The organism is Pseudomonas caspiana (assembly GCF_040224095.2).
Classification (GTDB): domain Bacteria; phylum Pseudomonadota; class Gammaproteobacteria; order Pseudomonadales; family Pseudomonadaceae; genus Aquipseudomonas; species Aquipseudomonas caspiana.
This window is the reverse complement of the sequence record NZ_CP167995.1, coordinates 5,003,431-5,028,364: the sequence shown is the minus strand read 5'-3', so window position 1 is coordinate 5,028,364 and position 24,934 is coordinate 5,003,431. Positions and strand designations below refer to the sequence as shown.

General features: G+C 57.4%; 25 protein-coding genes and 1 other RNA gene. 22 read left to right on the top strand and 4 right to left on the bottom strand.

The window, feature by feature from the left end; genetic code table 11:
• The first annotated feature begins 255 nt into the window (after positions 1-255).
• The 7 genes from rplM (at position 256) to ABRP31_RS22760 (ending at position 5,207) form a co-directional block, all read left to right on the top strand.
• The gene (gene rplM, locus ABRP31_RS22790; protein WP_027900224.1) at positions 256-684 is read left to right on the top strand and encodes a 50S ribosomal protein L13; all 429 of its coding nucleotides are present in this window, start codon (positions 256-258) and stop codon (positions 682-684) included.
• Positions 685-698: 14 nt separating this feature from the next.
• Complete coding sequence (gene rpsI / locus ABRP31_RS22785; RefSeq protein ID WP_002555064.1) at positions 699-1,091, top strand: 30S ribosomal protein S9; 393 nt, start codon at positions 699-701, stop codon at positions 1,089-1,091.
• Positions 1,092-1,344: 253 nt separating this feature from the next.
• Entirely contained in the window at positions 1,345-1,938 is a 594-nt protein-coding gene (petA, locus tag ABRP31_RS22780) for a ubiquinol-cytochrome c reductase iron-sulfur subunit (RefSeq protein WP_087264864.1), read from the top strand.
• On the top strand, positions 1,938-3,149 hold the full coding sequence (locus ABRP31_RS22775) for a cytochrome bc complex cytochrome b subunit (RefSeq protein ID WP_349969644.1): 1,212 nt from the start codon (positions 1,938-1,940) through the stop codon (positions 3,147-3,149). The genes petA and ABRP31_RS22775 overlap by 1 nt, the downstream gene beginning before the upstream one ends.
• Positions 3,149-3,931, top strand: a complete 783-nt coding sequence (locus tag ABRP31_RS22770) for a cytochrome c1 (protein ID WP_349969645.1) — start codon at positions 3,149-3,151, stop codon at positions 3,929-3,931. Before ABRP31_RS22775 ends, ABRP31_RS22770 begins: the two co-directional genes overlap by 1 nt.
• Before the next feature lie 227 nt (positions 3,932-4,158).
• A complete protein-coding gene (locus tag ABRP31_RS22765; protein ID WP_087264861.1) occupies positions 4,159-4,776 on the top strand; it encodes a glutathione S-transferase N-terminal domain-containing protein in 618 nt (205 codons plus the stop codon).
• Positions 4,777-4,793: 17 nt separating this feature from the next.
• Positions 4,794-5,207 carry a ClpXP protease specificity-enhancing factor gene (locus tag ABRP31_RS22760; RefSeq protein ID WP_087264860.1) on the top strand — a complete coding sequence of 138 codons (414 nt, stop codon included), beginning with the start codon at positions 4,794-4,796 and terminating at the stop codon, positions 5,205-5,207.
• A 62-nt stretch (positions 5,208-5,269) separates the two neighbouring features.
• Here ABRP31_RS22760 and ABRP31_RS22755 read toward each other — a convergent pair whose 3' ends face one another.
• From ABRP31_RS22755 to ABRP31_RS22740, 4 genes are all read right to left on the bottom strand, one after another.
• Complete coding sequence (locus ABRP31_RS22755) at positions 5,270-5,848, bottom strand: BON domain-containing protein (RefSeq protein ID WP_087264859.1); 579 nt, start codon at positions 5,846-5,848, stop codon at positions 5,270-5,272.
• Positions 5,845-6,438, bottom strand: coding sequence for a phosphoheptose isomerase (locus ABRP31_RS22750; protein WP_087264858.1), 594 nt, complete (start codon positions 6,436-6,438; stop codon positions 5,845-5,847). Before ABRP31_RS22750 ends, ABRP31_RS22755 begins: the two co-directional genes overlap by 4 nt.
• A 176-nt stretch (positions 6,439-6,614) precedes the next feature.
• Positions 6,615-6,986, bottom strand: a complete 372-nt coding sequence (locus tag ABRP31_RS22745) for a YraN family protein (RefSeq protein ID WP_349969646.1) — start codon at positions 6,984-6,986, stop codon at positions 6,615-6,617.
• Complete coding sequence (locus ABRP31_RS22740; RefSeq protein ID WP_349969648.1) at positions 6,987-8,801, bottom strand: penicillin-binding protein activator; 1,815 nt, start codon at positions 8,799-8,801, stop codon at positions 6,987-6,989. It lies immediately after the preceding gene.
• Positions 8,802-9,087: 286 nt separating this feature from the next.
• Between ABRP31_RS22740 and rsmI the strand changes: the two genes are divergently transcribed.
• The 15 genes from rsmI (at position 9,088) to ABRP31_RS22665 (ending at position 24,931) form a co-directional block, all read left to right on the top strand.
• Positions 9,088-9,960: a 16S rRNA (cytidine(1402)-2'-O)-methyltransferase gene (rsmI, locus tag ABRP31_RS22735; RefSeq protein WP_349969649.1), complete on the top strand. Its 873-nt coding sequence runs from the start codon at positions 9,088-9,090 to the stop codon at positions 9,958-9,960.
• A 72-nt stretch (positions 9,961-10,032) separates the two neighbouring features.
• Positions 10,033-10,391: RNase P RNA component class A (rnpB, locus tag ABRP31_RS22730), an RNA gene on the top strand.
• Positions 10,392-10,698: 307 nt separating this feature from the next.
• A complete protein-coding gene (gene mraZ / locus ABRP31_RS22725; protein WP_004881513.1) occupies positions 10,699-11,154 on the top strand; it encodes a division/cell wall cluster transcriptional repressor MraZ in 456 nt (151 codons plus the stop codon).
• A 2-nt stretch (positions 11,155-11,156) separates the two neighbouring features.
• Positions 11,157-12,098: a 16S rRNA (cytosine(1402)-N(4))-methyltransferase RsmH gene (gene rsmH / locus ABRP31_RS22720; RefSeq protein WP_087264854.1), complete on the top strand. Its 942-nt coding sequence runs from the start codon at positions 11,157-11,159 to the stop codon at positions 12,096-12,098.
• Positions 12,095-12,388 (top strand): cell division protein FtsL, encoded by a 294-nt coding sequence (gene ftsL, locus ABRP31_RS22715; protein WP_087264853.1) that lies wholly within the window; start codon positions 12,095-12,097, stop codon positions 12,386-12,388. The genes rsmH and ftsL overlap by 4 nt, the downstream gene beginning before the upstream one ends.
• Complete coding sequence (locus ABRP31_RS22710; protein ID WP_349969650.1) at positions 12,385-14,121, top strand: penicillin-binding protein 2; 1,737 nt, start codon at positions 12,385-12,387, stop codon at positions 14,119-14,121. The genes ftsL and ABRP31_RS22710 overlap by 4 nt, the downstream gene beginning before the upstream one ends.
• Positions 14,121-15,584, top strand: coding sequence for a UDP-N-acetylmuramoyl-L-alanyl-D-glutamate--2,6-diaminopimelate ligase (locus ABRP31_RS22705; RefSeq protein ID WP_349969652.1), 1,464 nt, complete (start codon positions 14,121-14,123; stop codon positions 15,582-15,584). Before ABRP31_RS22710 ends, ABRP31_RS22705 begins: the two co-directional genes overlap by 1 nt.
• Positions 15,577-16,947: a UDP-N-acetylmuramoyl-tripeptide--D-alanyl-D-alanine ligase gene (gene murF / locus ABRP31_RS22700; protein WP_349969653.1), complete on the top strand. Its 1,371-nt coding sequence runs from the start codon at positions 15,577-15,579 to the stop codon at positions 16,945-16,947. The genes ABRP31_RS22705 and murF overlap by 8 nt, the downstream gene beginning before the upstream one ends.
• Positions 16,947-18,029: a phospho-N-acetylmuramoyl-pentapeptide-transferase gene (gene mraY, locus ABRP31_RS22695; protein ID WP_027900240.1), complete on the top strand. Its 1,083-nt coding sequence runs from the start codon at positions 16,947-16,949 to the stop codon at positions 18,027-18,029. The genes murF and mraY overlap by 1 nt, the downstream gene beginning before the upstream one ends.
• Before the next feature lie 5 nt (positions 18,030-18,034).
• Entirely contained in the window at positions 18,035-19,381 is a 1,347-nt protein-coding gene (gene murD, locus ABRP31_RS22690; RefSeq protein ID WP_349969654.1) for a UDP-N-acetylmuramoyl-L-alanine--D-glutamate ligase, read from the top strand.
• The gene (ftsW, locus tag ABRP31_RS22685) at positions 19,378-20,592 is read left to right on the top strand and encodes a putative lipid II flippase FtsW (RefSeq protein WP_087264848.1); all 1,215 of its coding nucleotides are present in this window, start codon (positions 19,378-19,380) and stop codon (positions 20,590-20,592) included. Before murD ends, ftsW begins: the two co-directional genes overlap by 4 nt.
• The gene (murG, locus tag ABRP31_RS22680; RefSeq protein ID WP_349969655.1) at positions 20,582-21,652 is read left to right on the top strand and encodes an undecaprenyldiphospho-muramoylpentapeptide beta-N-acetylglucosaminyltransferase; all 1,071 of its coding nucleotides are present in this window, start codon (positions 20,582-20,584) and stop codon (positions 21,650-21,652) included. Before ftsW ends, murG begins: the two co-directional genes overlap by 11 nt.
• Positions 21,645-23,105 carry a UDP-N-acetylmuramate--L-alanine ligase gene (murC, locus tag ABRP31_RS22675; RefSeq protein ID WP_087264846.1) on the top strand — a complete coding sequence of 487 codons (1,461 nt, stop codon included), beginning with the start codon at positions 21,645-21,647 and terminating at the stop codon, positions 23,103-23,105. The genes murG and murC overlap by 8 nt, the downstream gene beginning before the upstream one ends.
• A complete protein-coding gene (locus ABRP31_RS22670; protein ID WP_349969656.1) occupies positions 23,102-24,061 on the top strand; it encodes a D-alanine--D-alanine ligase in 960 nt (319 codons plus the stop codon). Before murC ends, ABRP31_RS22670 begins: the two co-directional genes overlap by 4 nt.
• A 3-nt stretch (positions 24,062-24,064) precedes the next feature.
• Complete coding sequence (locus ABRP31_RS22665) at positions 24,065-24,931, top strand: cell division protein FtsQ/DivIB (protein ID WP_087264844.1); 867 nt, start codon at positions 24,065-24,067, stop codon at positions 24,929-24,931.
• Positions 24,932-24,934 lie beyond the last annotated feature (3 nt).

The window sequence follows — 24,934 nt, the reverse complement described above, 5'->3', positions numbered from 1 at the left end:
TGCTTCTCCTCAGGTAGGAGAGCCATAAAAGCAGGTTGAAATTTATTTCGCAATCCGCATAATCGCGCGCCTCTTTGCAGTGGAAGTGATGCTCCATCTGCCGGAGAGACATCTTTGCCGTACCACAGATGCGCCGACCCGAGCCCTCGGCAGCGTCTGTATCTCGGCTGCCTTTGACATGCTGCTTGTCAAAGTACGATCTATTCAGTAAGATCCGCCGTCTCAATTTATCAGGGCGGCCCCTGAGGCTAAATAATGAAAACTTATACTGCTAAACCGGAAACAGTTAAGCGCGAATGGTTCGTAGTCGATGCTGCTGGTCAGACCCTCGGTCGTCTGGCTACAGAAATCGCTAGCCGTCTGCGTGGCAAGCACAAAGCGGAATACACTCCGCACGTTGACACTGGTGACTACATCGTTGTTATCAACGCTGAGCAAATCCGTGTTACCGGTGCTAAAACCACCGACAAAATCTACTACTCTCACTCCGGTTTTCCGGGCGGGATCAAGTCGATCAACTTCGAAAAGCTGATCGCCAAAGCTCCTGAGCGTGTGCTCGAGACCGCGGTTAAAGGCATGCTGCCTAAAAACCCGCTGGGTCGCGACATGTACCGTAAGCTGAAAGTCTATGCGGGCACTGCACACCCTCATACTGCTCAGCAGCCCCAAGAACTGAAGTTTTAACGGAATAGTTGATTATGTCGGCGACTCAAAATTACGGCACTGGCCGTCGCAAGACCGCTACCGCTCGCGTATTCCTGCGCCCAGGTACCGGTAACATCTCCATCAACAACCGTTCGCTGGACAATTTCTTCGGTCGCGAAACTGCCCGCATGGTAGTTCGTCAGCCGCTGGAACTGACTGAGACTGTTGAGAAGTTCGATATCTACGTTACCGTTATCGGCGGTGGTGTAAGTGGTCAAGCTGGCGCAATCCGCCACGGTATCACTCGCGCTCTGATGCAGTACGACGAAACCCTGCGCGGCGCTCTGCGCAAAGCTGGCTTCGTTACTCGCGACGCCCGTGAAGTTGAACGTAAGAAAGTCGGTCTGCGTAAAGCGCGTAAGCGTCCGCAGTACTCGAAGCGTTAATTCGCACTTCGTTCAAAAAGAACGCCCAGCCTCCTCGCGGAGCTGGGCGTTTTTTTGTGGGCGTCTATTATACATGTGACAACATGACTCATTCCGCGCAGGCCCCGGATTACAAGGCCTTCGGCTTTTCGGGAAAAGTAATTCCCTTGTAGTTTGAAGGGTTTCTATTTACCATCCGGCAAAATTTAGATACTTAAATTTTTAAATTAGACGCCTGATCGAACAGGCCACATAGCTGATGGGAGAGGACGGAATGAGCAATGACGGCGTGAATGCAGGCCGGCGTCGCTTCCTCGTGGCAGCCACATCTGTGGTTGGTGCAGCAGGAGCGGTGGGGGCTGCGGTCCCGTTCGTAGGGTCATGGTTCCCCAGTGCCAAGGCGAAAGCCGCAGGCGCACCGGTAAAGGTGAATATCAGCAAGATCGAAGCAGGACAGCAGATGATTGCTGAGTGGCGTGGTCAACCTGTCTTCATCGTCCGTCGTACCGAGGAGATATTGGGCAACCTTGGCAAAATCACAGGCCAGTTGTCGGACCCCGAATCGAAGAGTTCGGTCCAGCCTACCTACGTTGACCCTGTTGTACGATCAATCAAGCCTGAAATCCTGCTGTTGATCGGTATCTGCACCCACTTGGGATGCTCCCCGACTTTCCGTCCTGAAGTAGCGCCAGCCGACCTGGGCAAGGATTGGGTGGGTGGTTATTTCTGCCCTTGTCACGGCTCACATTACGACCTCGCTGGCCGTGTCTATAAATCGCAACCTGCACCATTGAATCTGCCAGTGCCGCCGCATTCCTATGAGTCGGACAATATTATTGTCATTGGCATCGATCAGGAGAACGCGTGATGAGCAAGTTCATGGATTGGATTGATGCTCGTTTCCCCGCAACCAAAATGTGGGAAGACCACCTCAGCAAGTATTACGCGCCAAAAAACTTCAACTTCTTCTACTTCTTTGGCTCTCTGGCCTTGCTGGTGCTGGTCAATCAGATATTGACCGGTGTGTGGCTCACGATGAGCTACACACCGTCGGCTGAAGAGGCGTTTGCATCCGTCGAAGGCATCATGCGCGATGTCCCATATGGTTCGATTTTGCGTTTGCTGCATTCGACCGGCGCTTCGGCGTTCTTCATCGTGGTTTATATGCATATGTTCCGCGGTCTGCTTTACGGCTCTTATCAGAAGCCTCGTGAGCTGGTGTGGATCTTCGGCATGCTGATTTATCTGGCGCTGATGGCCGAGGCGTTCATGGGGTATTTGCTACCTTGGGGGCAGATGTCCTACTGGGGCGCACAGGTGATCATCTCTCTGTTCGGAGCCATTCCGGTCATCGGCGATGACCTGACTCAATGGATTCGAGGTGACTACCTGATCTCGGGAATCACGCTTAACCGATTCTTCGCGCTACATGTGGTTGCATTGCCGATCGTGGTTCTTGGGTTGGTAGTGCTGCACATTCTGGCATTGCATGAGGTGGGCTCGAACAATCCGGATGGCGTGGATATCAAAAAACACAAAGATGAAAATGGCATCCCGCTGGACGGCATTCCCTTCCACCCGTACTACACGGTCAAGGATATCGTCGGCGTCGTCGTGTTCCTTTTTGTGTTTTGCTTCGTTGTGTTCTTCTTCCCTGAAATGGGTGGCTACTTCCTCGAAAAACCCAACTTCGAGATGGCAAACCCCTTCAAGACACCAGAGCATATTGCACCTGTCTGGTACTTCACGCCTTTCTACGCAATCTTGCGTGCCATCCCTGACAAGCTCATGGGTGTGATTGCGATGGGGGCGGCAATCGCGGTGCTGTTCGTGCTGCCCTGGCTTGATCGAAGCCCGGTTAAATCGATGCGCTACAAAGGCTGGCTGAGCAAAATCTGGCTGCTGGTGTTCTGCGTGTCCTTCGTGATCCTCGGCGTATTGGGGGTTCTGGCTCCGACGCCAGCGCGCACGCTGCTCTCGCAGGTCTGCACCTTCCTGTACTTCGCCTACTTCATTCTGATGCCGTTCTATACCCGGCTTGAGAAGACCAAACCGGTTCCAGAAAGGGTGACTGGCTGATGAAAAAGCTATTTGCTGTATTGATGCTTGCTGCTCTGCCCGTACTGTCGTTTGCCGCCGAGCATGGCGGGCCTGAGCTGGAAAGCATCGACATTGATGTGTCAGACAAGGCTGCCATGCAGGATGGGGCGCGGACGTTCGCCAACTATTGCATGGGTTGCCACAGCGCCAAGTTCCAGCGTTACGAGCGCGTTGCCGATGATTTGGACATCCCTCATGAACTGATGCTGGAGAAACTCGTTTTCACGGGTGCCAAGATTGGCGATCACATGAACATCGGTATGCAGTCAGCCGACGCCAAGGCTTGGTTTGGCGCTGCTCCGCCGGATCTGACGTTGGTGGCGAGGGTTCGCGGTACGGATTGGTTGTATGGCTATCTGCGCTCTTTCTATGAGGATCCTGCGCGTCCGTGGGGTGTGAACAACCGGGTATTTCCGAGCGTGGGGATGCCCAACGTACTGGCCGGTCTGCAAGGGAGGCAGATCATTGGCTGCAAACAAATTCAGGTGGTCGAGGACGGCAAGAAGCAGTACGACCCATTAACAGGGGCGCCGCTGACGCACGAGGCCTGCGACCAGCTGACTATCGTCCCCGAGACCGGCAGCCTCACTGAAGAGCAGTTTGACGAGAAGATCAAGAATCTGGTGACCTTCCTCGCTTATTCGGCCAACCCGGACAAGCTCCGGCATCAACGCATCGGTACTTATGTGTTGCTGTACCTGGCATTCTTCTTTGTCTTCGCGTACTTGCTCAAGCGCGAATACTGGAAGGACGTGCACTGACCGGTTTTGTAGCGCTCAAGAAACACCTGCGCCTTCGTGCGCCTCTTTTAGGCAACAAATGCAGGGCAAATGTGGTTGTGACGACAAGATTGCAGAATTTACTTCGCGTAAATGAGCTATCTTGTCGCCCGCGATGACCACTGCCTCAATGCGGTTGTTGTTGGAGGCGTCCGAGGGCGTATCCGTTTTTGTGTATTCGATAAATTTAACAAGCGAGGAGGACCGCCATGGGCGTGACCAATCGGTTGGCCTGTTACTCCGACCCCGCCGACCACTATTCCCACCGCGTGCGCATTGTGCTCGCCGAGAAAGGTGTCAGCGCCGAGATCATTGATGTCGTGACGGGGACCCACCCGGCGAAATTGATCGAGGTGAACCCGTACGGTAGCGTACCCACGCTGGTTGATCGTGATCTGGCGTTGTACGAGTCGACTGTGGTGATGGAATATCTGGATGAGCGTTATCCGCATCCGCCGTTGCTGCCGGTTTACCCGGTAGCGCGCGCCAATAGCCGCCTGCTGATCCATCGGATTCAGCGCGACTGGTGCGCTCAGGTGGATCTGATTCTGGATCCACGCAGCAAAGAGTCGGCTCGTGTGGTCGCTCGCAAGGAATTGCGTGAAAGCCTGACCGGCGTGTCGCCACTGTTTGCCGAGAAAGCTTTTTTCCTCAGTGACGAGCAAAGTCTGGTCGACTGCTGTCTATTGCCCATACTCTGGCGTTTGCCTGTCTTGGGTATCGAATTGCCACGGCCTGCCAAGCCGTTGCTTGATTATATGGAGCGCCAGTTTGCGCGTGAGGCATTCCAGGCAAGTCTGTCTGCTGCCGAACGTGACATGCGCTAAGGCCTAAGGAGCCGTTAATGAACTCCAGTCGCCCTTATCTGATTCGTGCTCTCTATGAGTGGATCGTCGATAACGATTGCACTCCGCACATGTTGGTCAATGCGGAGTATCCATCGGTGCAGGTCCCGCAAGGGTTTGCCAACGATGGGCAGATTGTCCTGAACGTTTCCCCGTCTGCTGTGCGTCATTTGCACATGGACAACGATGCGGTCAGTTTTGAAGGCCGCTTTGGCGGCGTTCCGCATACCCTGTACGTCCCTGTAGGGGCGATTCTGGGTATTTATGCCCGGGAGAATGGTCAGGGTATGGTTTTCGACCTGGAGCCTCCTTTCGAGGATGACGACAGCGTTGATCCTGATGATGATCTGCCGCCACCAGATGCCGAGCCTCCGCGTCCGAGCGGTCGGCCGAGTCTGAAAGTGGTGAAGTAGCTCGCTTCATGCAATAAAAAAGGCGACCCGAAGGTCGCCTTTTTCATGTGTGCAGATCGTAGTCAGTCGATGTATTCGAACAGCTTCACGATCTTCTGTACGCCGGAAACGCTCTGCACCAGGTTCGTGGCGCGGGTCGCTTCCTGCTGAGTGACCAGGCCAAGCAGGAACACAATGCCATTTTCGGTCACGACCTTGATCCGCGAGCCGGGGATGGCGCTGTCAGTCAGCATCTGGCTTTTGATCTTGGTGGTCAGCCATGCGTCGTTGTTTCGGGCCAGCAATGAAGAGGGAGCCATGACCTGCAGCTCGTTGTTGACCTTCTTCACGCGTTGTACGCCGCTGGCTTCTTTTTCGGCCAGAGCCTTAAGGTCTGCACGTGGTGTCTGGCCAGCCAGCAGCACAATGCCGTTGTAGCTGGTCACGACGATGTGCGAGTTCTGGTCCAGATCAGGGCTAGCCTTGGCGATGTTCACAGCGGCCTTGGTTTCGATCAGCGAGTCATCGATCTTGCTGCCGAACGTGCGCGTCCCACGATCGTCTTCAATCGGGTTGTCGCGGGTAGCAGTCAGCACCGAGCTGCATCCGCTGATGCTTACGCACAGGGTCAAGGCCAGCAGGCTGAGACGATTAACGGTCATTCTTCACTCCCGAACAGTTGGCTGTCGATCAAATCGCACAAGCAATGAATCGCCAGCAGGTGGACTTCTTGAATTCGTGCGGTGACTTTAGCCGGTACGCGGATCTCCACGTCTTCCGGTAAAAGCAGCGAGGCCATGCCGCCGCCGTCGCGTCCCGTCAATGCTACGACAATCATTTCGCGATCATGTGCGGCCTGGATCGCCTGAATTATGTTGGCCGAGTTTCCGCTGGTGGAAATCGCCAGCAGTACATCGCCAGGCTGACCCAGTGCGCGGATCTGTTTGGAGAAGATTTCGTTGAAGCTGTAGTCGTTTGCTATCGAGGTGATCGTCGAGCTGTCAGTTGTTAGCGCAATGGCTGGCAGGCTAGGGCGTTCGCGTTCGAAGCGGTTGAGTAGCTCCGAGGAAAAGTGCTGCGCATCGCCCGCCGAACCGCCATTGCCGCAAGCGAGCATTTTACCTTCGTTGAGCAGCGCGTTAACCATGACCTGGCTGGCTTGCTCGATGTAAGGAGCAAGGACTTCCATTGCTTGCTGCTTGGTGTCGATGCTGGCCTGAAAAAGCTGGCGAATTCGGGATTGCATGTCCATCTGGGTGACCTTAATTAGAACGTATCGCGGCTTGCCGGTTGGCGCAGAGGCAGAAGCTCTCGGCACAACGCTGTACAGCCCGCAAAGCGAAAAGCGAAATCTGTGTTGGGTGGCGTATTACGTGAGTCGTCGCTTCGGTTCCGGGATCGGCCCGCATCGCGGGTATGCCAGGCAGATCAGCTCTCGAATGCATGCTTGATCCAGTTCAAGGATGGGCCGCCAAGCGGATCACCCTCAATGGCGACGACATCGAAACGGCATGCAGCATCTGCCCATCGTATTTCGTTCTGCAGAAACAGTTGTGCTGCCAGAACGAGCTTTTGCTGCTTGCGAAAATCAACGCTTTCCAGTGCTCCGCCCCACGCTGAATGGCGTCGGTAGCGAACTTCGACGAATACTACTGTATCCCCGTCGAGCATGACCAGATCAAGCTCGCCGCGTTTGCATAACCAGTTTTGTGCAATCAGCTGCAATCCCTGCTGCTGTAAATGCTGCAGGGCGCGGGTTTCAGCCTCGCGCCCTGCATTTTGGCGGGTGTTGCCGGGCATTTACTGAGCGGTATCCGGCAGGCGTTGAATCTTGCCGTCAACAAACTCAGCCCAAGGCAACTGACGTTCCACGCGGCGAGCCGGGTTGATGCTCAGGCTTCCGGACAGGCCGTCGATACGGCTTTCAGGCATGGTTTTGAGTTGGCCAAGGCGCGGAGCCAGTCGGTAGGCGTCAACCCCCATGGCGTATAGGCGGCCCAGGCTGCCCGATGCTTGTGGCCATTGGGTGACAACCTGCTGGCGCAGTGGGTCGTTGGCGTTGAGCAACCAAGGGGTTTCGCAGAAGCGCACACCATTGAGGTCCATGTACTGCGCGTGATCGTTGCTGTTGGTAAACAGGTGCGATGTGGCGTAGACCGGAACGTCACCAGCGTATTGGAAGACCATGGTTGGCTTGATCTGCTGAGCTTGTTGTGGCGTCGCAGCAAGAAACATGAAATCAATGTCCTGGCGGCGCGTCGGTTGGGCAGCAACCTGTGTGCCTACGGTGCTCTGCAGGCGTTGCGCGCGACCTTCGCTGTTGCGCAACTGGAACAGGTCGGCAACTTGTTGCGCCAGTGCTACGGGCTGGTCGACGTGCTCAGCGGCAATCAATGTACCGCCTTTGGCTTGCCAGCTTTGACGGAAAGCGTCCAGAACGCGGTCGCCCCATTCACCTTTAGGCACCATGGCAACTGCGCTGCGCTTGCCATCGGCCCACGCACGGCGAGCAACCTCACGGGCTTCGTCTTCTGCGGAAAGGCCAAACTGGAACAACTGCTGTGGGCCTTCAGGACCCGCGTCGCTGTAGTTGAGCGCCAAGGTGGTGATAGGCAGTTGAGGGCGGGTGCTGAGTTGCTTGACCAGTGGTTTTTCCAGCGGGCCAACTACCAGCTGAACGCCAGCAGCCTGGGCCTGGCGATAGAACTCATCCATCGAGGTCAGGCGTGAACTGTCGAATACCTGAATGGCAGGTGGGTTCTGGCCGGCTTGTTGTGCCTGATAGTGCGCGGCCATGAAGCCTTCACGCAGTGCTTTGGCGACCGCTGCGAGCGGGCCTTCCTGTGGCAGCAGCAATGCGATTTTGGTCAACGGTTCGCTGGTCAGTGCACGCAGTTGGGCCAGCGTCGCAGGCAACTGGATGGCGGCAGGGTGTTTTGGGTTTTGTGCTTTCCAGGTGTCGATAGCGGCTTGTTGCTGTTCCAGTGTACCTGCGCCTTTGATGCTACGCGCCAGGCTCAGCCAGCCGCCCATATCGTCGGTGGCAGTACTTTGCAGCTGCTCTGGAGGCAGAGCAGCCACGAGTTTCCAGATGGCGTCGTTGTTGGCGCTCAGGTCATTGCCTTGCAGCAATGGGCCAACAAAGGCTCGTTCGTTGATCGCAGGAAGAATCTGGCCATCGGCTTCGAGGGCGCGAGCGCGAACGGTGTGAGTACGAATCTGTTGTTCAACGGACAGTTCGCCCAAGCGCTGCAGGCTTGGATGGCTCAATGCAGTAAGCGCTGCTTTAGGCTGGTTGCGGCCCATGGCCAACTCGGCGTCGAGGGTCGCTGCAAAGACCTGCTGACCGGGTTTGAGCAGTTCGATCTGCACTTGCGCAAGGATTTGCGCAGCGCGGCCAGGATTGTTTTGCCGATTGGCCAGGTCCGCAGCGCTCAGTCGGAGCAGGGCAGCCTGGTCCGGCGTTTTTGCGGCGGCTGCCTGATCGAGTAATTGCTCGATGCTGGCGTCGGGGGTGCGTGGAAGTTCGCCAAGGCTGGACGAAGGCGAGCTGGCGCAAGCCGCCAACAGGGCAGCGAGGCAGAGGGCAGAGAACAGCCGCAGGCAAGCGATCATGTGTATGTTCCTGATACTCGAGCAAATTAGCGGGGAATTGTACCCAAGCGCTGGCATGGGTGCGACGTCGTTAACATTTAAAGCAGTGATATAAGTCGTGGTGCCTGATTACGCTGGGTAATAAGGCTGTCACGAGCGTGTTGCGCTGGCAGGTGGCGGGCACCAATCATGACTTTTCCTCCCTTTTTTCCGGTCTTCCATGAGTCTGCGAGTCATTGGTTGCGGTCGTAATCTGTACAATGATGACCTTCACCCTTAAAGGGTAACAAATCATGAGGTCTGCGCTTTGACTGCTCCAGTTGCTTTGAATTCCGCCGCGGGCTCGCTTTATGTAGTGGCCACGCCAATCGGCAATCTGGATGACATGAGCGTGAGGGCGTTGAAGGTATTGCGAGAAGTGGCGTTAATTGCCGCTGAGGATACGCGTCACTCGGCGCGATTGATGCAGCATTTCGGCATTTCCACGCCACTGGCTGCTTGCCACGAGCACAACGAGCGCGAGGAGGGCAGTCGGTTTATCACTCGTCTGTTGGCGGGCGATAACGTTGCGCTGATCTCCGATGCCGGGACGCCGCTTATTTCGGATCCTGGTTATCACCTTGTTCGTCAGGCACGGGCTGCAGGTATTGCAGTCGTCCCGGTGCCGGGTGCTTGCGCGTTAATTGCAGCGCTGTCGGCTGCTGGCTTGCCGTCAGACCGTTTCATTTTTGAAGGTTTTCTGCCCGCCAAGGCCGTGGGTCGCCGTGCTCGGCTGGAGTTACTCAAGGAAGAACCGCGCACGCTGATCTTCTATGAGGCGCCGCATCGCATTCTTGAGTGTCTGCAGGATCTGGAGCTGGTTTTCGGAGCGCAGCGTCCTGCGTTGTTGGCGCGCGAGTTGACCAAGACCTTCGAAACCCTCAAAGGCTTGCCGCTGGCCGAGCTGCGTGAGTTCGTCGAAAGCGACAGCAATCAGCAGCGTGGCGAGTGCGTGGTGTTGGTGGCGGGCTGGACTGAACCTGAAGATGAAGACGTCATCGGTAGCGAAGCGCGACGAATTCTGGATCTGCTGCTCGCGGAGATGCCACTCAAGCGCGCCGCCGCTCTGGCTGCGGAAATCACAGGGGTACGCAAAAACCTGCTTTATCAGGTGGCGCTAGACAAGCAAAAAGGCGAATAAATCCCTGCGGCGCAAGTCTGCGACGTTTTAAAGCTTGTTCTGAGGGGGTTGTGCCGCTAACCTTGTCGGCGGAGAGTCGATTGGACAGTCGCTGCCTCTTATTGTTCGCAATTAAGGGGGGGAGGAAAGTCCGGGCTCCATAGGGCGGAGTGCCAGGTAACGCCTGGGAGGCGTGAGCCTACGGAAAGTGCCACAGAAAATAACCGCCTAAGCGCTTCGGCGCCGGTAAGGGTGAAAAGGTGCGGTAAGAGCGCACCGCGCGTCTGGCAACAGTTCGTGGTCAAGGTAAACCCCACTCGGAGCAAGACCAAATAGGGTTCCTAGGCGTGGCCCGCGCTGGAACCGGGTAGGTTGCTAAAGACGTCCAGTGATGGCCGTCGTAGAGGAATGACTGTCCTCGACAGAACCCGGCTTACAGATCGACTCTCCACCTTTTTATCCCCTCTCGTTTCAGCAGCATTACACCCCCTCGTAATACCAAAAAAATCTTAAACCTCACAAATCACTTTAAGTTCGCGCTGCAGCTTTCTGAGCTGTGTCGGAATTTTCCGTAAGACCCCTCCTGAAATTCGCGCCAACAGTCTGATATCGCTCCTAAATCCCAGTTATGTAAGGGTTTTCCTTAAGACCGTGCCTTGACTGTGTGGTGGGCGGGTTCCTATAGTGTGCGCAAGTGGCAGAAAGTGGCGTGAAGTGGGTTTTTTTAACGCAAAAAGCTAGAATTCGGAGAAAGCGCCTGTGTTTCGTGGTGCAAACGCAATCAATCTCGATGCAAAGGGCCGTCTCGCTATGCCGAGCCGGTACCGTGACGAGTTGGATTCGCGTAGCGCCGGGCAATTGATCGTGACCATTGACGCTGTTGACCCTTGCTTGTGCCTTTATCCACTCTCGGAATGGGAGCTGATCGAGGCGAAATTGCGTGAGCTCGCTACCTTCCGCGAAGAAAACCGTCGCCTTCAGCGTTTGCTGATCGGTAACGCGGTTGATCTGGAGCTGGATGGCAGTGGGCGTTTTCTGGTTCCGCCACGCCTTCGCGAATATGCCAAGTTGGATAAGCGCGTGATGTTAGTGGGCCAGCTCAATAAGTTTCAATTGTGGGACGAGGACGCCTGGAACGCTCTTGCTGATGCGGATCTGGCGGCCATTCAACAACCGGGCGCTATGCCTGATGAATTACGTGATCTGATCCTGTGACTATGAATAGCGGTTTTACCCACATCACCGTACTGCTCGACGAAGCCGTAGAGGCTCTCGCGGTGCGCGCTGATGGCTGCTATATGGACGGCACGTTCGGGCGCGGTGGGCATAGTCGGCTTGTATTAGAGAAGCTTGGGCCTGATGGCCGATTGCTGGGATTCGATAAAGATCCTCAAGCAATTGCCACCGGGCAAGCGCTAGCGGCCGAAGACGGCCGCTTTGTCATTGTGCAACGCAGCTTCGCTGAATTGGGCTCGGAGGCTCAAGCACGCGGCATTGCGGGCAAGGTCAGCGGAATCCTGCTGGACCTCGGTGTTTCGTCGCCGCAGCTTGATGACCCGGAGCGCGGCTTCAGTTTTATGAACGATGGTCCGCTGGATATGCGCATGGACCCGACCCGCGGCGTCAGCGCTGCCGAGTTCATCGCCACTGCACCTGTCGAAGAAATTGCCCGCGTATTCAAGGAATACGGCGAAGAACGTTTCGCCAAACGTATGGCAGGCGCTGTAGTTGCGCGTCGTGAAATTCAACCCTTTGAGCGTACGGCTGATCTGGCTGAAGTGCTCAAGGTGGCCAATCCCGCCTGGGAAAAAGGCAAGAATCCGGCGACCCGTGCTTTTCAAGGTCTGCGCATTCACGTCAACAATGAGTTGGGCGACCTGGAGGCGGGTCTGGAAGCAGCGCTTGAAGCGCTGGAAGTGGGTGGCCGCCTGGTCGTCATCAGTTTCCACTCGCTTGAAGATCGCATCGTCAAATTGTTCATGCGCAAGCTCGTCAAGGGTGAGGCGGACAACATGCCGCGCAACCTGCCGATCCAGTACAAGGCTTTTGAACCCAAGATCAAACTCATCGGCAAGGCGCAATTTGCTTCAGACGAAGAAACCAAAGCCAATCCCCGTTCACGCAGCGCTGTCATGCGTGTCGCGGAGAAGCTCAGGTGAGCCGCTTGTTCCTCAAGCCTTTGCCAGGCGGCAGCTTCTTCATGCTACTGCTGTTTCTCGCCGTCCTCGTTTCGGCTATCGGCGTTTCCTACAGTGCTCACTGGAACCGTCAGTTGCTCAACTCGCTGTACTCCGAGCTGAGCATTCGCGACAAGGCTCAAGCTGAATGGGGTCGTCTGATTCTCGAACAAAGTACCTGGACAGCCCACAGCCGCATCGAAACCCTGGCCACTGAACAGCTGAAAATGCGCATCCCGAGCGCCGCTGAAGTTCGCATGGTGGCGCCATGATGAAGCTCGAAGGCGCACTTTATCCATGGCGGTTCCGCGTGGTGGTCGGCCTGCTGCTGGCATTGGTCGGCGCGATCTGCTGGCGCATCATCGATCTGCAAGTGGTTGATCACACGTTCCTCAAGGAACAGGGCGACGCGCGCAGTCTTCGCCATATTCCTATTCCGGCGCACCGCGGCCTGATCACTGACCGTAATGGCGAACCTTTGGCTGTCAGTACGCCGGTGACCACGCTTTGGGCCAACCCGAAAGAAATGCAGCTGGACAAGAGCAAGTGGGCAGTTCTGGCCACGGCACTGGGTCAGGATCCCAAAGCGCTGACTGAGCGGCTCGACGCCCAGGCCGGTAAAGAATTCATCTATCTGGTTCGTGGTCTGACACCTGAGCATGGTCAGGCCGTGCTTGATCTGAAAGTGCCCGGCGTTTACGGCATTGAAGAATTCCGCCGCTTCTATCCGGCTGGCGACGTAACCGCCCACATGGTTGGCTTTACCGACCTGGACGATCACGGTCGCGAAGGTGTGGAGCTGGCCTATGACGACTGGCTGGCTGGGGTTCCCGGCAAAAGGCAGGTCATCAAGGACAGGCGCGGACGACTCATCAAAGACGTTCAGGTCACCAAAAACGCCAAGGCTGGAAAGACCTTGGCTTTGTCTATTGATCTGCGCCTGCAATATCTGGCCACTCGTGAACTGCGTAACGCAATCGTCGAGAACGAAGCCAAGGCCGGCAGCATGGTGATCATGGACGTCAAGACCGGCGAAGTGCTGGCGATGGTCAACTCCCCGACTTACAACCCGAACAATCGCCGCACGATGGTCCCAGCTGCGATGCGTAACCGGGCGATCATTGACGTGTTCGAGCCTGGTTCGACCATGAAGCCGATTTCCATGACTGCCGCGCTGGACAGTGGCCGATGGAAGCCTACTGACAAGGTAGAGGTCTATCCCGGCACCTTGCAGATCGGCAAATACACGATCCGCGACGTTACCAAGACTGAAGGGCCGGTTCTCGATTTGACCGGCATCCTGATCAATTCCAGTAACGTCGGCATGAGTAAAGTGGCTTTCGACGTCGGCGGGGAAGCGATCTTCCAGGCCATGCAGCGTGTTGGCCTGGGCCAGTACACCGGTCTCGGCTTCCCCGGCGAGCGCGTTGGCAACCTGCCTAATTACCGTGAATGGCGTAAAGCAGAGACGGCGACTTTGTCATACGGCTACGGCTTGTCGGTGACTGCGCTGCAACTGGTACACGCCTATGCCGCCATCGCCAATAACGGCCGGATCGTGCCGTTGACCATTCTGAAAAGCGATAACCCGCCGGTAGCGACTCAGGCTATCCCTGAGCAGACCGCCAAGACCCTGCAAACCATGCTGCAAGCCGTGATCGAAGATTCTCGCGGCGTCTATCGTGCGCGGGTTCCTTCGTACCACGTGGCAGGCAAGAGTGGTACGGCACGTAAAACGTCGGTCGGCACCAAAGGTTACGCAGAAAATTCTTATCGCTCGCTCTTCGCCGGCTTTGGTCCGATGAGCAATCCACGCTACGCCGTGGTTGTGGTCATCGATGAGCCAAGCAAGGGCGGTTACTACGGCGGTCTGGTATCGGCACCGGTTTTCAGTAAGGTCATGTCCGGCACCTTGCGCCTGATGAACGTAACGCCTGACAACCTCGCTCCGATTCCACCAGAGCAGGTCAATGCAGCTCCAGTCGTTAAAGGAGGGCGTGGTTGATGTCGTCCAGCCTGAACAAGATTTTCGCCCACGCTTCCAGCGATCTGATGATTCGCGAGTTGACGCTGGATAGTCGCAACGTACGCGGTGGCGACCTGTTTCTTGCGGTTCCCGGTGGCAACTTCGATGGTCGCGATCACATCGCCGATGCCTTGAAGCGTGGCGCTGCGGCCGTTGCTTATGAAGTTGAAGGCGCGAAAGTGTTGCCGATTACCGACGTGCCGCTGATCCCGGTCAAGGGCCTGACTGCACAGTTGTCGGATATCGCCGGGCGCTTCTATGGCGATCCTAGTCGCAGCCTGAATCTGGTTGGCGTAACCGGCACCAACGGTAAAACCAGCGTTACCCAGTTGGTCGCGCAAGCGATGGACCTGCTAGGCCAGCATTGCGGCATCGTCGGCACTCTGGGGACCGGTTTCTACGGTTCATTGCAAAGCGGTCGACACACGACCCCCGACCCAATCGCGGTACAGGCAACACTGTCTGATCTGAGGAAGGCCGGGGCACGCGCAGTGGCAATGGAAGTTTCTTCCCACGGTCTTGATCAAGGTCGCGCAACTGCGTTGGCATTCGATGTCGCAGTACTGACCAATCTGTCCCGTGACCACCTGGACTATCACGGCACCATGGAGGCTTACGGCGCGGCCAAAGCCAAGCTGTTCGCCTGGTCTGACCTGCGTTGCCGCGTGATCAATATCGACGATGAGTTTGGTCGCACTCTGGCCGCTGAAAAGCGCGAGTCCCGGCTCATCACTTATAGCCTGGAAGACTCCAGCGCTTATCTGTATTGCCGCGATGCAAAATTCGATGACGAAGGGGTTCGCGCCACACTGGTCACGCCGCAAGGTCAGCACCTGTTGCGCAGCAGCCTGCTGGGCCGCTTCAACTTGAGTAACGTGCTGGCTGCGATCGGTGCCTTGCTGGGCCTGGATTATGCGCTGGACGAAATTCTTAAAGTCCTGCCGAAGCTCGAAGGCCCGGTAGGGCGCATGCAACGCTTGGGTGGCGGTGAAAAACCGTTGGTTGTGGTTGATTACGCCCACACCCCCGATGCGCTGGAAAAAGTACTGACCGCGCTGCGTCCTCACGCCAAAGGTCGTTTGTTGTGCCTGTTTGGCTGTGGCGGTGATCGTGATCGCGGCAAGCGTCCGTTAATGGCTGAAGTTGTTGAACGTCTTGCGGACAGTGTCCTTGTGACCGATGACAATCCGCGTACTGAAGTGCCGACGAAAATCTTCGACGATATCCGTCAGGGTTTCAGCGCTTCGCAAAATGTTCGTTTCGTTGAAGGGCGTGGTCAGGCGATTGCAGAAATCATCGCCAGCGCTGCCGCGACCGATGTGATCGTTCTGGCAGGCAAAGGGCACGAGGACTATCAGGAAATCGACGGTCAGCGCCAGCCATTCTCCGATCTGGAAGAGGCAGCCAAGGCTTTGACTGTATGGGAGGTGGCGAATGCTTAAGCCGTTGTCCCTCAGTGAATTGACCACCGTGCTCGACGCGCGCCTGGTAGGCGATGACCGCACTTTCGATGGCGTGAGCATCGACAGCCGCGCTATCAAGCTTGGCCAGTTGTTCGTGGCACTGACAGGTCCGCGTTTTGACGGCCATGATTACCTGAGTCAGGTCGCAGCCAAAGGCGCTGTAGCTGCCTTGGTCGAGCGCGAAATTCCGAATGTTGTGTTGCCGCAACTGGTTGTCCTCGATACTCGCAAGGCGCTCGCCCAGTTGGGTGCACTGAATCGTAATGCCTTCGTCGACAGGCCTGTAGCTGCGATTACCGGTTCCAGTGGCAAGACCACTGTGAAAGAAATGCTTGCCAGCATCATGCGTACCCGCGGTTCTGTTCTAGCCACCCGCGGCAATCTGAACAACGAGTTGGGTGTGCCGTTGACCCTCCTTGAGCTGGCGCCTGATTACTCGGCTGCCGTCATCGAAATGGGCGCGTCCCGTGTGGGCGAAATCGCTTTCACTGTGAGTCTGACCAAGCCGCACGTGGCATTGATTACCAATGCGGGTACTGCTCACGTCGGCGAGTTCGGCGGCCCAGACAAAATTGTCGAAGCCAAAGGCGAAATCCTCGAAGGACTCGATAGCTTTGGCGTCGCGGTTCTTAATAAAGAAGACAAGGCATTCTCGATCTGGACTGCCCGTGCAGGGGATCGTCGCATCGTGAGTTTCGCGATTGCCGATCAAAGCGCCGATTTCCATGCTCAGGAACTGAGCGTTGATGCTCGGGGTTGCCCTGGCTTCATTCTCAACAGTCCACTGGGCTCGGCAGCGGTGCAACTCAATCTGCTGGGGACGCACAACGTGGCCAATGCGTTGGCTGCGGCGGCTGCAGGCCACGCGATGGGTGTTGATCTGGACGGTATCGTTTCGGGCCTCAATGCTGTGCAGCCGGTCAAAGGCCGCACTGTCGCGCAGTTGGCGCTCAATGGTGTGCGCGTTATTGATGACACTTACAACGCCAATCCGAGCTCCATCAACGCAGCCGTAGATATTCTTACCGGTTTTACTGGTCGCACCGTGCTGGTCCTCGGTGACATCGGCGAGCTGGGCGACTGGGCAGAACAAGGTCACCGCGAAGTCGGCGCCTATGCCGCGGGCAAAGTCTCTGCACTGTATGCCGTTGGTCCGTTGATGGCCCACGCCGTCGATGCCTTCGGCGAGCATGCGCGCCATTTTGCCAATCAGACTGACCTGATCGCTGCGCTGGGCGCCGAGCAGGATCCTCAAACCACTATTTTGATCAAGGGCTCGCGGAGCGCTGCGATGGAAAACGTCGTCGCTGCCCTGTGCGGTTCTAGCCTGGAGACACATTAATGCTGCTGCTGCTGGCCGAGTTTCTGCAACAGTTCCACAAAGGCTTCGCGGTCTTCCAATACCTGACCCTGCGCGGGATCCTCGGGGTGCTTACGGCATTGTCGCTCTCGCTGTGCCTGGGCCCATGGATGATTCGTGCATTGCAGATGCGCCAGATCGGCCAATCGGTTCGTAACGACGGTCCACAGTCTCACCTGTCCAAATCCGGTACGCCGACCATGGGCGGGGCGTTGATTCTGTCCTCCATCGGTATCAGCACCTTGCTCTGGGCTGACCTGAGCAACCGCTATGTCTGGGTGGTGTTACTGGTGACCCTGCTGTTCGGTGGCATCGGCTGGGTAGACGACTATCGCAAGGTCATCGAGAAGAACTCAAAAGGCTTGCCGAGCCGCTGGAAGTATTTCTGGCAGTCGGTGTTCGGCTTGTGCGCGGCGATCTTCCTTTATGTAACTGCCCCTTCGGCGGTAGAAACCACGCTGATCATTCCGATGTTCAAGGACGCCAGCATCGCGCTGGGCATCGGTTTTATCGTGCTGACCTATTTCGTGATTGTTGGCTCCAGCAACGCGGTCAACCTGACCGACGGCCTCGACGGTCTGGCGATCCTGCCAACCGTGCTTGTAGGCGGCGCGCTGGGCATCTTCTGCTACCTGTCGGGTAACGTGAAATTCGCTGAATACCTGCTGATCCCCTATGTACCGGGCGCGGGCGAACTGATCGTGTTCTGCGGTGCGCTGATCGGTGCGGGACTAGGTTTTCTGTGGTTCAACACCTACCCGGCTCAGGTCTTCATGGGTGACGTTGGCGCACTGGCACTCGGTGCAGCACTGGGCACCATCGCCGTTATCGTCCGTCAGGAAATCGTCCTGTTCATCATGGGCGGCGTGTTCGTGATGGAGACCTTGTCAGTCGTTATTCAGGTTGCATCCTTTAAGTTGACCGGCCGCCGCGTTTTCCGCATGGCGCCGATCCACCACCACTTTGAACTCAAGGGCTGGCCCGAGCCGCGTGTGATCGTCCGTTTCTGGATCATCACCGTGATTCTCGTGTTGATCGGTCTTGCCACGCTGAAACTGAGGTAGAACGAGTGTCTCTTATCGCTTCAGACCATTTCCGCATCATTGTCGGCCTCGGCAAGAGCGGCATGTCCCTGGTTCGCTTTCTGGCGAGCCGGGGCGTGTCGTTTGCCGTGGCCGATACGCGGGAAAATCCACCGGAGCTGGCGACTTTGCGTCGTGACTATCCGCAGGTGGATGTGCGTTGTGGCGAACTGGACGTTGAATTCCTGTGCCGTGGCAACGAGCTGTACGTGAGCCCGGGTCTTGCACTGGCGACCCCGGCGTTGCAGCAAGCGGCTGCGCGCGGCGTGAAGCTGTCCGGCGATATCGAGCTGTTTGCCCGTTACGCCAAGGCTCCGATCATTGCGATCACTGGCTCCAACGCCAAAAGCACCGTGACCACGCTGGTTGGCGAGATGGCTGCAGCGGCGGGCAAGCGTGTTGCGGTCGGCGGCAATCTGGGTACGCCCGCGCTGGATCTGCTTGGCGATGACGTCGAACTCTATGTCATGGAGCTTTCCAGCTTCCAGCTGGAAACCACTGATCAGCTCGGCGCAGAAGTGGCGACCGTGTTGAACATCAGTGAAGACCACATGGACCGTTACAGCGGTTTGCCTGCTTATCATCTCGCCAAGCACCGGGTATTCCGTGGTGCCCGTCAGGTGGTGGTCAACCGTCAGGACGTGCTGACCCGGCCGTTGATTGGTGAGGGTCTGCCGTGCTGGACCTTCGGTCTGAACAAACCCGATTTCCATGGCTTTGGTTTGCGCGAAGAAGACGGCGAAAAATATCTCGCCTTCCAGTTCGACAACCTGATGCCTGTACGCGAATTGAAAATCCGTGGTGCTCATAATCAGGCCAACGCTCTGGCGGCGCTTGCGCTGGGCCACGCTGTCGGTTTGCCGATGGACGCGATGCTTTCCAGCTTGCGCAGCTTTGGCGGCCTGGAACATCGCTGCCAATGGCTGCGTGAGCGCAACGGCGTGAGCTACTACGACGACTCCAAGGCCACCAACGTTGGCGCCGCACTGGCCGCCATCGAGGGCCTGGGCTCAGACATCGAAGGCAAACTGGTATTGATCGCCGGTGGTGATGGCAAGGGTGCTGACTTCAGTGGTCTGCGTGCCCCGGTTGCTGCCAACTGCCGCGCTGTGGTGCTGATCGGCCGCGACGCCGAATTGATCGCTCAGGCGTTGGGCGATGGCGTGGAACTGGTCCGGGTTACGACGCTTGAGGAAGCTGTGTTGCGTTGTGCCGAGATAGCGCAGGCGGGCGACGCCGTGTTGCTGTCCCCGGCATGCGCGAGTTTTGACATGTTCAAGAACTACGAAGAGCGCGGTCGTCTGTTCGCGCAAGCCGTGGGGGACTTGTCATGATCTTCGGCGTAATCAAGCCTTTCCCGTCCCCGATAATCAGTGGTCGTGGCATTGACCTGGACTTCCCGATGCTGGCTGGTTGCCTGGCGTTGCTGGGCCTGGGTCTGGTGATGATCACCTCCGCTTCCTCGGAAGTGGCGGCCGTGAATTCCGGCAACACCCTTTATATGATGACTCGCCATTTGATCTACATGATCATTGGGATCTTCGCCTGCGGTCTGACCATGATGATTCCGGTCGCGACCTGGCAGCGCCTCGGCTGGATGATGCTGTTGGGTGCATTCGGCCTGCTGGTCATGGTGCTGGTGCCGGGTATCGGTCGTGAGGTGAACGGCTCGATGCGCTGGATCGGCTTCGGCATGTTCAACGTCCAGCCTTCGGAAATTGCCAAGGTATTCGTGGTGATTTTCCTCGCGGGTTATTTGATTCGTCGCCAGCAGGAAGTCCGTGAAAGCTGGATGGGCTTCTTCAAGCCTTTCATCGTCCTGCTGCCAATGGCCGGCCTGCTGCTGATGGAGCCAGACTTCGGTGCCACCGTCGTGATGATGGGCGCTGCGGCAGCGATGCTGTTCCTGGGGGGCGTTGGCCTGTTCCGGTTCAGTCTGATGGTCGCCCTGGCGGTCGGCGCGGTGTTCGTGCTGGTTCAGGCGCAACCGTATCGGATGGCACGTCTGATCACCTTTACCGACCCGTGGTCCGATCAATTCGGTTCCGGCTACCAGTTGACTCAGGCATTGATTGCATTTGGTCGCGGTGAATGGCTCGGTGTTGGTCTGGGCAACAGCGTACAGAAGCAGTTCTATCTGCCGGAAGCGCACACTGACTTCGTGTTCTCGGTACTCGCCGAAGAGCTGGGTGTAGTGGGTTCGCTGCTGACCGTCGCGCTATTCGTATTCGTCAGTATCCGCGCCATGTACATCGGTATGTGGGCCGAGCGCGCCAAGCAGTTCTTTGGCGCATACGTTGCCTATGGCCTTGCTTTCCTGTGGATCGGTCAGTTCCTGATCAACATCGGTGTGAACGTCGGCTTGCTGCCAACCAAAGGTTTGACCCTGCCGTTCCTCAGCTACGGCGGCAGTTCATTGGTGATCTGCTGCGCGAGCCTGGGTCTGCTGCTGCGGATCGAGTGGGAGTCGCGCAACAACATGGGCAGCGAAGAAGCGGAATTCAATGAAAGTGACTTCGCCGAGGAGCCTAACCATGGACGCTAACGTGCTGATCATGGCAGGCGGCACCGGTGGTCACGTGTTCCCGGCGCTGGCATGCGCGCGGGAGTTCCAGGCCCGTGGTTACAAGGTGCATTGGCTGGGTACGCCCCGCGGTATTGAAAACGAACTGGTGCCACAGGCCGGGTTCGCTTTGCACCTGATCAACGTTACCGGTTTGCGTGGCAAGGGCCGGTTGTCCTTGCTCAAGGCGCCGCTGATGCTGCTCAAGGCGTTGATGCAGGCCCGTAAAGTCGTGCGTGAGCTCAAGCCGGTTTGTGTGGTGGGCTTTGGTGGGTACGTCACCGGTCCAGGCGGTCTTGCTGCGAAGTTGAGCAAAGTGCCTTTGGTCATTCATGAGCAGAACGCTGTAGCCGGTACTGCCAATCGCAGTCTGGCCTCGTTCGCCAGCCGAGTGTGCGAGGCGTTTCCGAACACCTTCGCAGCGTCCGAAAAACGCCGCACCACGGGTAATCCGGTACGTGCCGAGCTGTTTCTGGAAACCCCACGCCAGGCACTGGCCGGGCGCAAGGCGCGCTTGCTGGTACTGGGCGGTAGCCTCGGTGCCGAGCCGCTGAACAAGTTATTGCCGGAGGCACTTTCGCAGGTGCCTGCGGAGTTCCGGCCTGAAGTGTTTCATCAGGCTGGCAAGAATCACGATGAAGTGACTGCAGAGCGCTATCGCACTGCCGGTGTCGAGGCGCAGGTCGCCCCGTTCATCAAAGACATGGCCCAAGCATATGGCTGGGCCGACCTGGTGGTCTGTCGCGCAGGCGCGCTGACCATCAGTGAACTGGCGGCGGCCGGACTGCCCTCGCTGTTGGTGCCGTTGCCCCATGCGATCGACGATCACCAGTCCCGTAATGCCGACTATCTGGCCCACGAAGGCGCTGCTTTCGTGATGCCACAAGCGACAACTGATGCAGCCGATATGGCGGCGCGTCTGAAAGAGGTTTTGATGCAACCCGAACAACTCAACACCATGGCTCGTACCGCCCGCCGGCTGGCCAAGCCTGATGCAACCAACACCGTTGTGGATATCTGTCTGGAGGTGGCTCATGGTTGAGAATCAACGCGCGATGCCACAGCCGGAAATGCGCCGTATCCGTCGTATCCACTTCGTCGGTATCGGCGGTGTGGGCATGTGCGGGATTGCCGAGGTGTTGTTGAACTTGGGCTATGAAGTTTCCGGTTCAGACCTGAAGGCTTCCCCGGTTACCGAGCGTCTTGAATCCTTTGGTGCTCACATCTTCATCGGCCACCGCGCGGAAAACACTGTGGGCGCTGACGTGCTGGTGGTTTCCAGTGCCGTGAACACTTCCAACCCGGAAGTGGCGACCGCCCTTGAGCGTCGTATCCCGGTGGTGCCACGTGCCGAGATGCTGGCCGAGCTGATGCGTTATCGCCACGGTATCGCCGTTGCCGGTACCCACGGTAAAACCACCACGACCAGCCTGATCGCTTCGGTGTTCGCGGCCGGTGGTCTTGACCCGACTTTCGTGATCGGTGGTCGTCTGAACGCTGCCGGTACCAACGCGCAGTTGGGCACCAGCCGTTACCTCATTGCTGAAGCCGATGAAAGTGATGCCAGCTTCCTGCATTTGCAGCCGCTGGTTGCTGTCGTCACCAACATCGACGCCGATCACATGGCGACCTATGAAGGCGACTTCAACAAACTGAAGAAAACCTTCGTCGAGTTCCTGCACAACCTGCCTTTCTATGGCTTGGCGGTGGTGTGCATCGATGATCCTGTGGTGCGGGAAATCCTGCCGCAAGTCAAACGTCCAACCGTGACCTACGGCTTTACCGAAACGGCGGACGTACGAGCTATTAATGTTCGTCAGGAAGGCATGCTGACGTTCTTCACCGTATTACGTCGCGACCGTGAGCCGCTGGACGTATCGGTGAACATGCCGGGCAATCACAACGTACTCAACTCGTTGGCAACTATCGCCATTGCGACGGATGAGGGCGTCAGCGATGAAGCCATCGTTCAGGGGCTGTCGGGCTTCCAGGGCGTGGGTCGACGCTTCCAGGTTTATGGTGAGCTGCCGGTCGAAGGCGGCAATGTCATGCTGGTTGATGACTACGGTCATCACCCTCGCGAAGTCGCTGCCGTGATCAACGCTGTGCGTGGCGGCTGGCCTGAGCGCCGCTTGGTCATGGTTTATCAGCCCCACCGTTTTAGCCGTACCCGCGATCTGTACGACGATTTCGTGCAAGTGCTGGCGGAGGCCAACGTGCTGTTGCTGATGGAAGTTTACCCGGCAGGCGAAGAGCCAATCCCGGGTGCGGACAGCCGCAACCTGTGCCACAGCATTCGTCAGCGTGGCCAGCTGGACCCTATTTATATCGAGCGCGGCGTCGAGCTGGCGCCTTTGGTCAAACCTTTGCTGCGAGCCGGCGACATCCTGCTCTGCCAAGGGGCGGGTGACATTGGCGGGCTTGCTCCGCAATTGTTGAGAAGCCCGTTGTTCGCGGGGGCCGTCATCGCGCCTACCGAAGGGAAGCTGAAATGACTGCGCCACTGCAAACGCCTTTGCTCTCGACGCTGGAGCCGAAATCGTTCGGCCGCGTTGCCGTGCTGTTTGGCGGCAAAAGCGCTGAGCGGCCGGTTTCATTGAAGTCCGGGCAAGCCGTTCTGGACGCATTGCAGAGCGCTGGTGTCGATGCATTCGGCATCGATGTAGGCGACGATTTTCTGCAGCGTCTGGTCAGCGAAAAGATTGATCGCGCCTTCATCGTCCTGCACGGACGCGGTGGCGAAGACGGCACGATGCAGGGCTTGTTGGAGTGCCTGGAAATTCCTTACACCGGTAGTGGTGTACTGGCTTCAGCACTGGCCATGGACAAGCTGCGGACCAAGCAGGTCTGGCAGAGTCTTGGCCTGCCCACGCCTTTGCACGCGGTACTTGGCAGCGAATCGGATTGTATTTCTGCAACTGCGGAACTGGGCCTGCCTTTGATCGTCAAACCGGCTCATGAAGGTTCCAGTATCGGTATGGCCAAGGTGACCAGCGTCGAAGAATTGATCGTCGCGTGGAAAGCTGCCAGTACCTACGATTCGCAAGTTTTGGTTGAGCAATGGATTCAAGGTCCGGAGTTCACCATCGCATCGCTGCGTGGCCAGGTCTTGCCTCCCATCGGCCTGGGCACTCCTCACAGTTTTTACGACTACGACGCCAAGTACCTGGCTGACGATACCCAGTATCGGATTCCGTGCGGGCTCGATGACACCAAGGAACAGGAACTCAAGCAACTGACCGCTCGCGCGTGCGAAGCAGTTGGCGTTACCGGCTGGGCGCGTACCGATGTCATGCAAGACGCCAATGGCAAGTTCTGGCTGCTGGAAGTGAATACCGTGCCAGGGATGACTGACCACAGCCTGGTGCCAATGGCGGCACGTGCGGCAGGTCTGGATTTCCAGCAACTGGTGTTGGCGATTCTGGCCGACAGCGTCCAGGCGCGAGGTTAAGTCATGAACGCGACGGCGCGTCATCAGCCTCCAGGATCCGGCCGCAAGCCGGTGCCGCGGGGTGCCAGTCGCACGGTGACCAGAGAACCGCTTTCGGCGCGTATGCCGAAAGCCAAAGTGGGTGGCTTCTTCAAGAAGCTGGGTTGGTTGGTACTGATGGTCGCGCTGGGTTACGGCGTTTATGAGGGCGCACAACGGTTGCTGCCTTACGCCGACCGGCCGATCACCAAGATCAACGTTCAGGGCGACCTGAGCTATATCAGCCAGCAGGCGGTGCAGCAGCGGATCGCGCCTTATGTCGCGGCGAGCTTCTTCACCATCGACCTCGCTGCCATGCGCAGCGAGCTGGAAAAGATGCCGTGGATTGCCCACGCGGAAGTAAGACGTGTATGGCCGGATCAAGTAGTGATCCGTCTGGAAGAGCAACTGCCAGTGGCGCGCTGGGGGGATGAAGCTTTGCTCAACAACCAGGGTGAAGCATTTACACCGCGCGAGTTGGCCAATTACGAACACCTGCCGCAATTGTTCGGCCCACAGCGGGCTCAGCAGCAGGTGATGCAGCAGTATCAGGTGTTGAGTCAGATGTTGCGCCCAATGGGGTTCTCCATCGCTCGGCTGGAATTACGTGAACGTGGCAGCTGGTTTTTGACCACGGGCGCGGGCAGTGCGGGACCCGGTATCGAGTTGTTGCTGGGACGCGATCACCTTGTAGAAAAAATGCGCCGTTTTATCGCCATTTACGACAAAACGCTTAAAGAACAGATCACGAATATTGCGCGCGTCGATCTGCGTTACTCCAACGGCCTTGCCGTGGGATGGCGCGAGCAGGCAGCGCCTCCGACGGACAAACCCGCCGTCGCGAAGAATTGACAA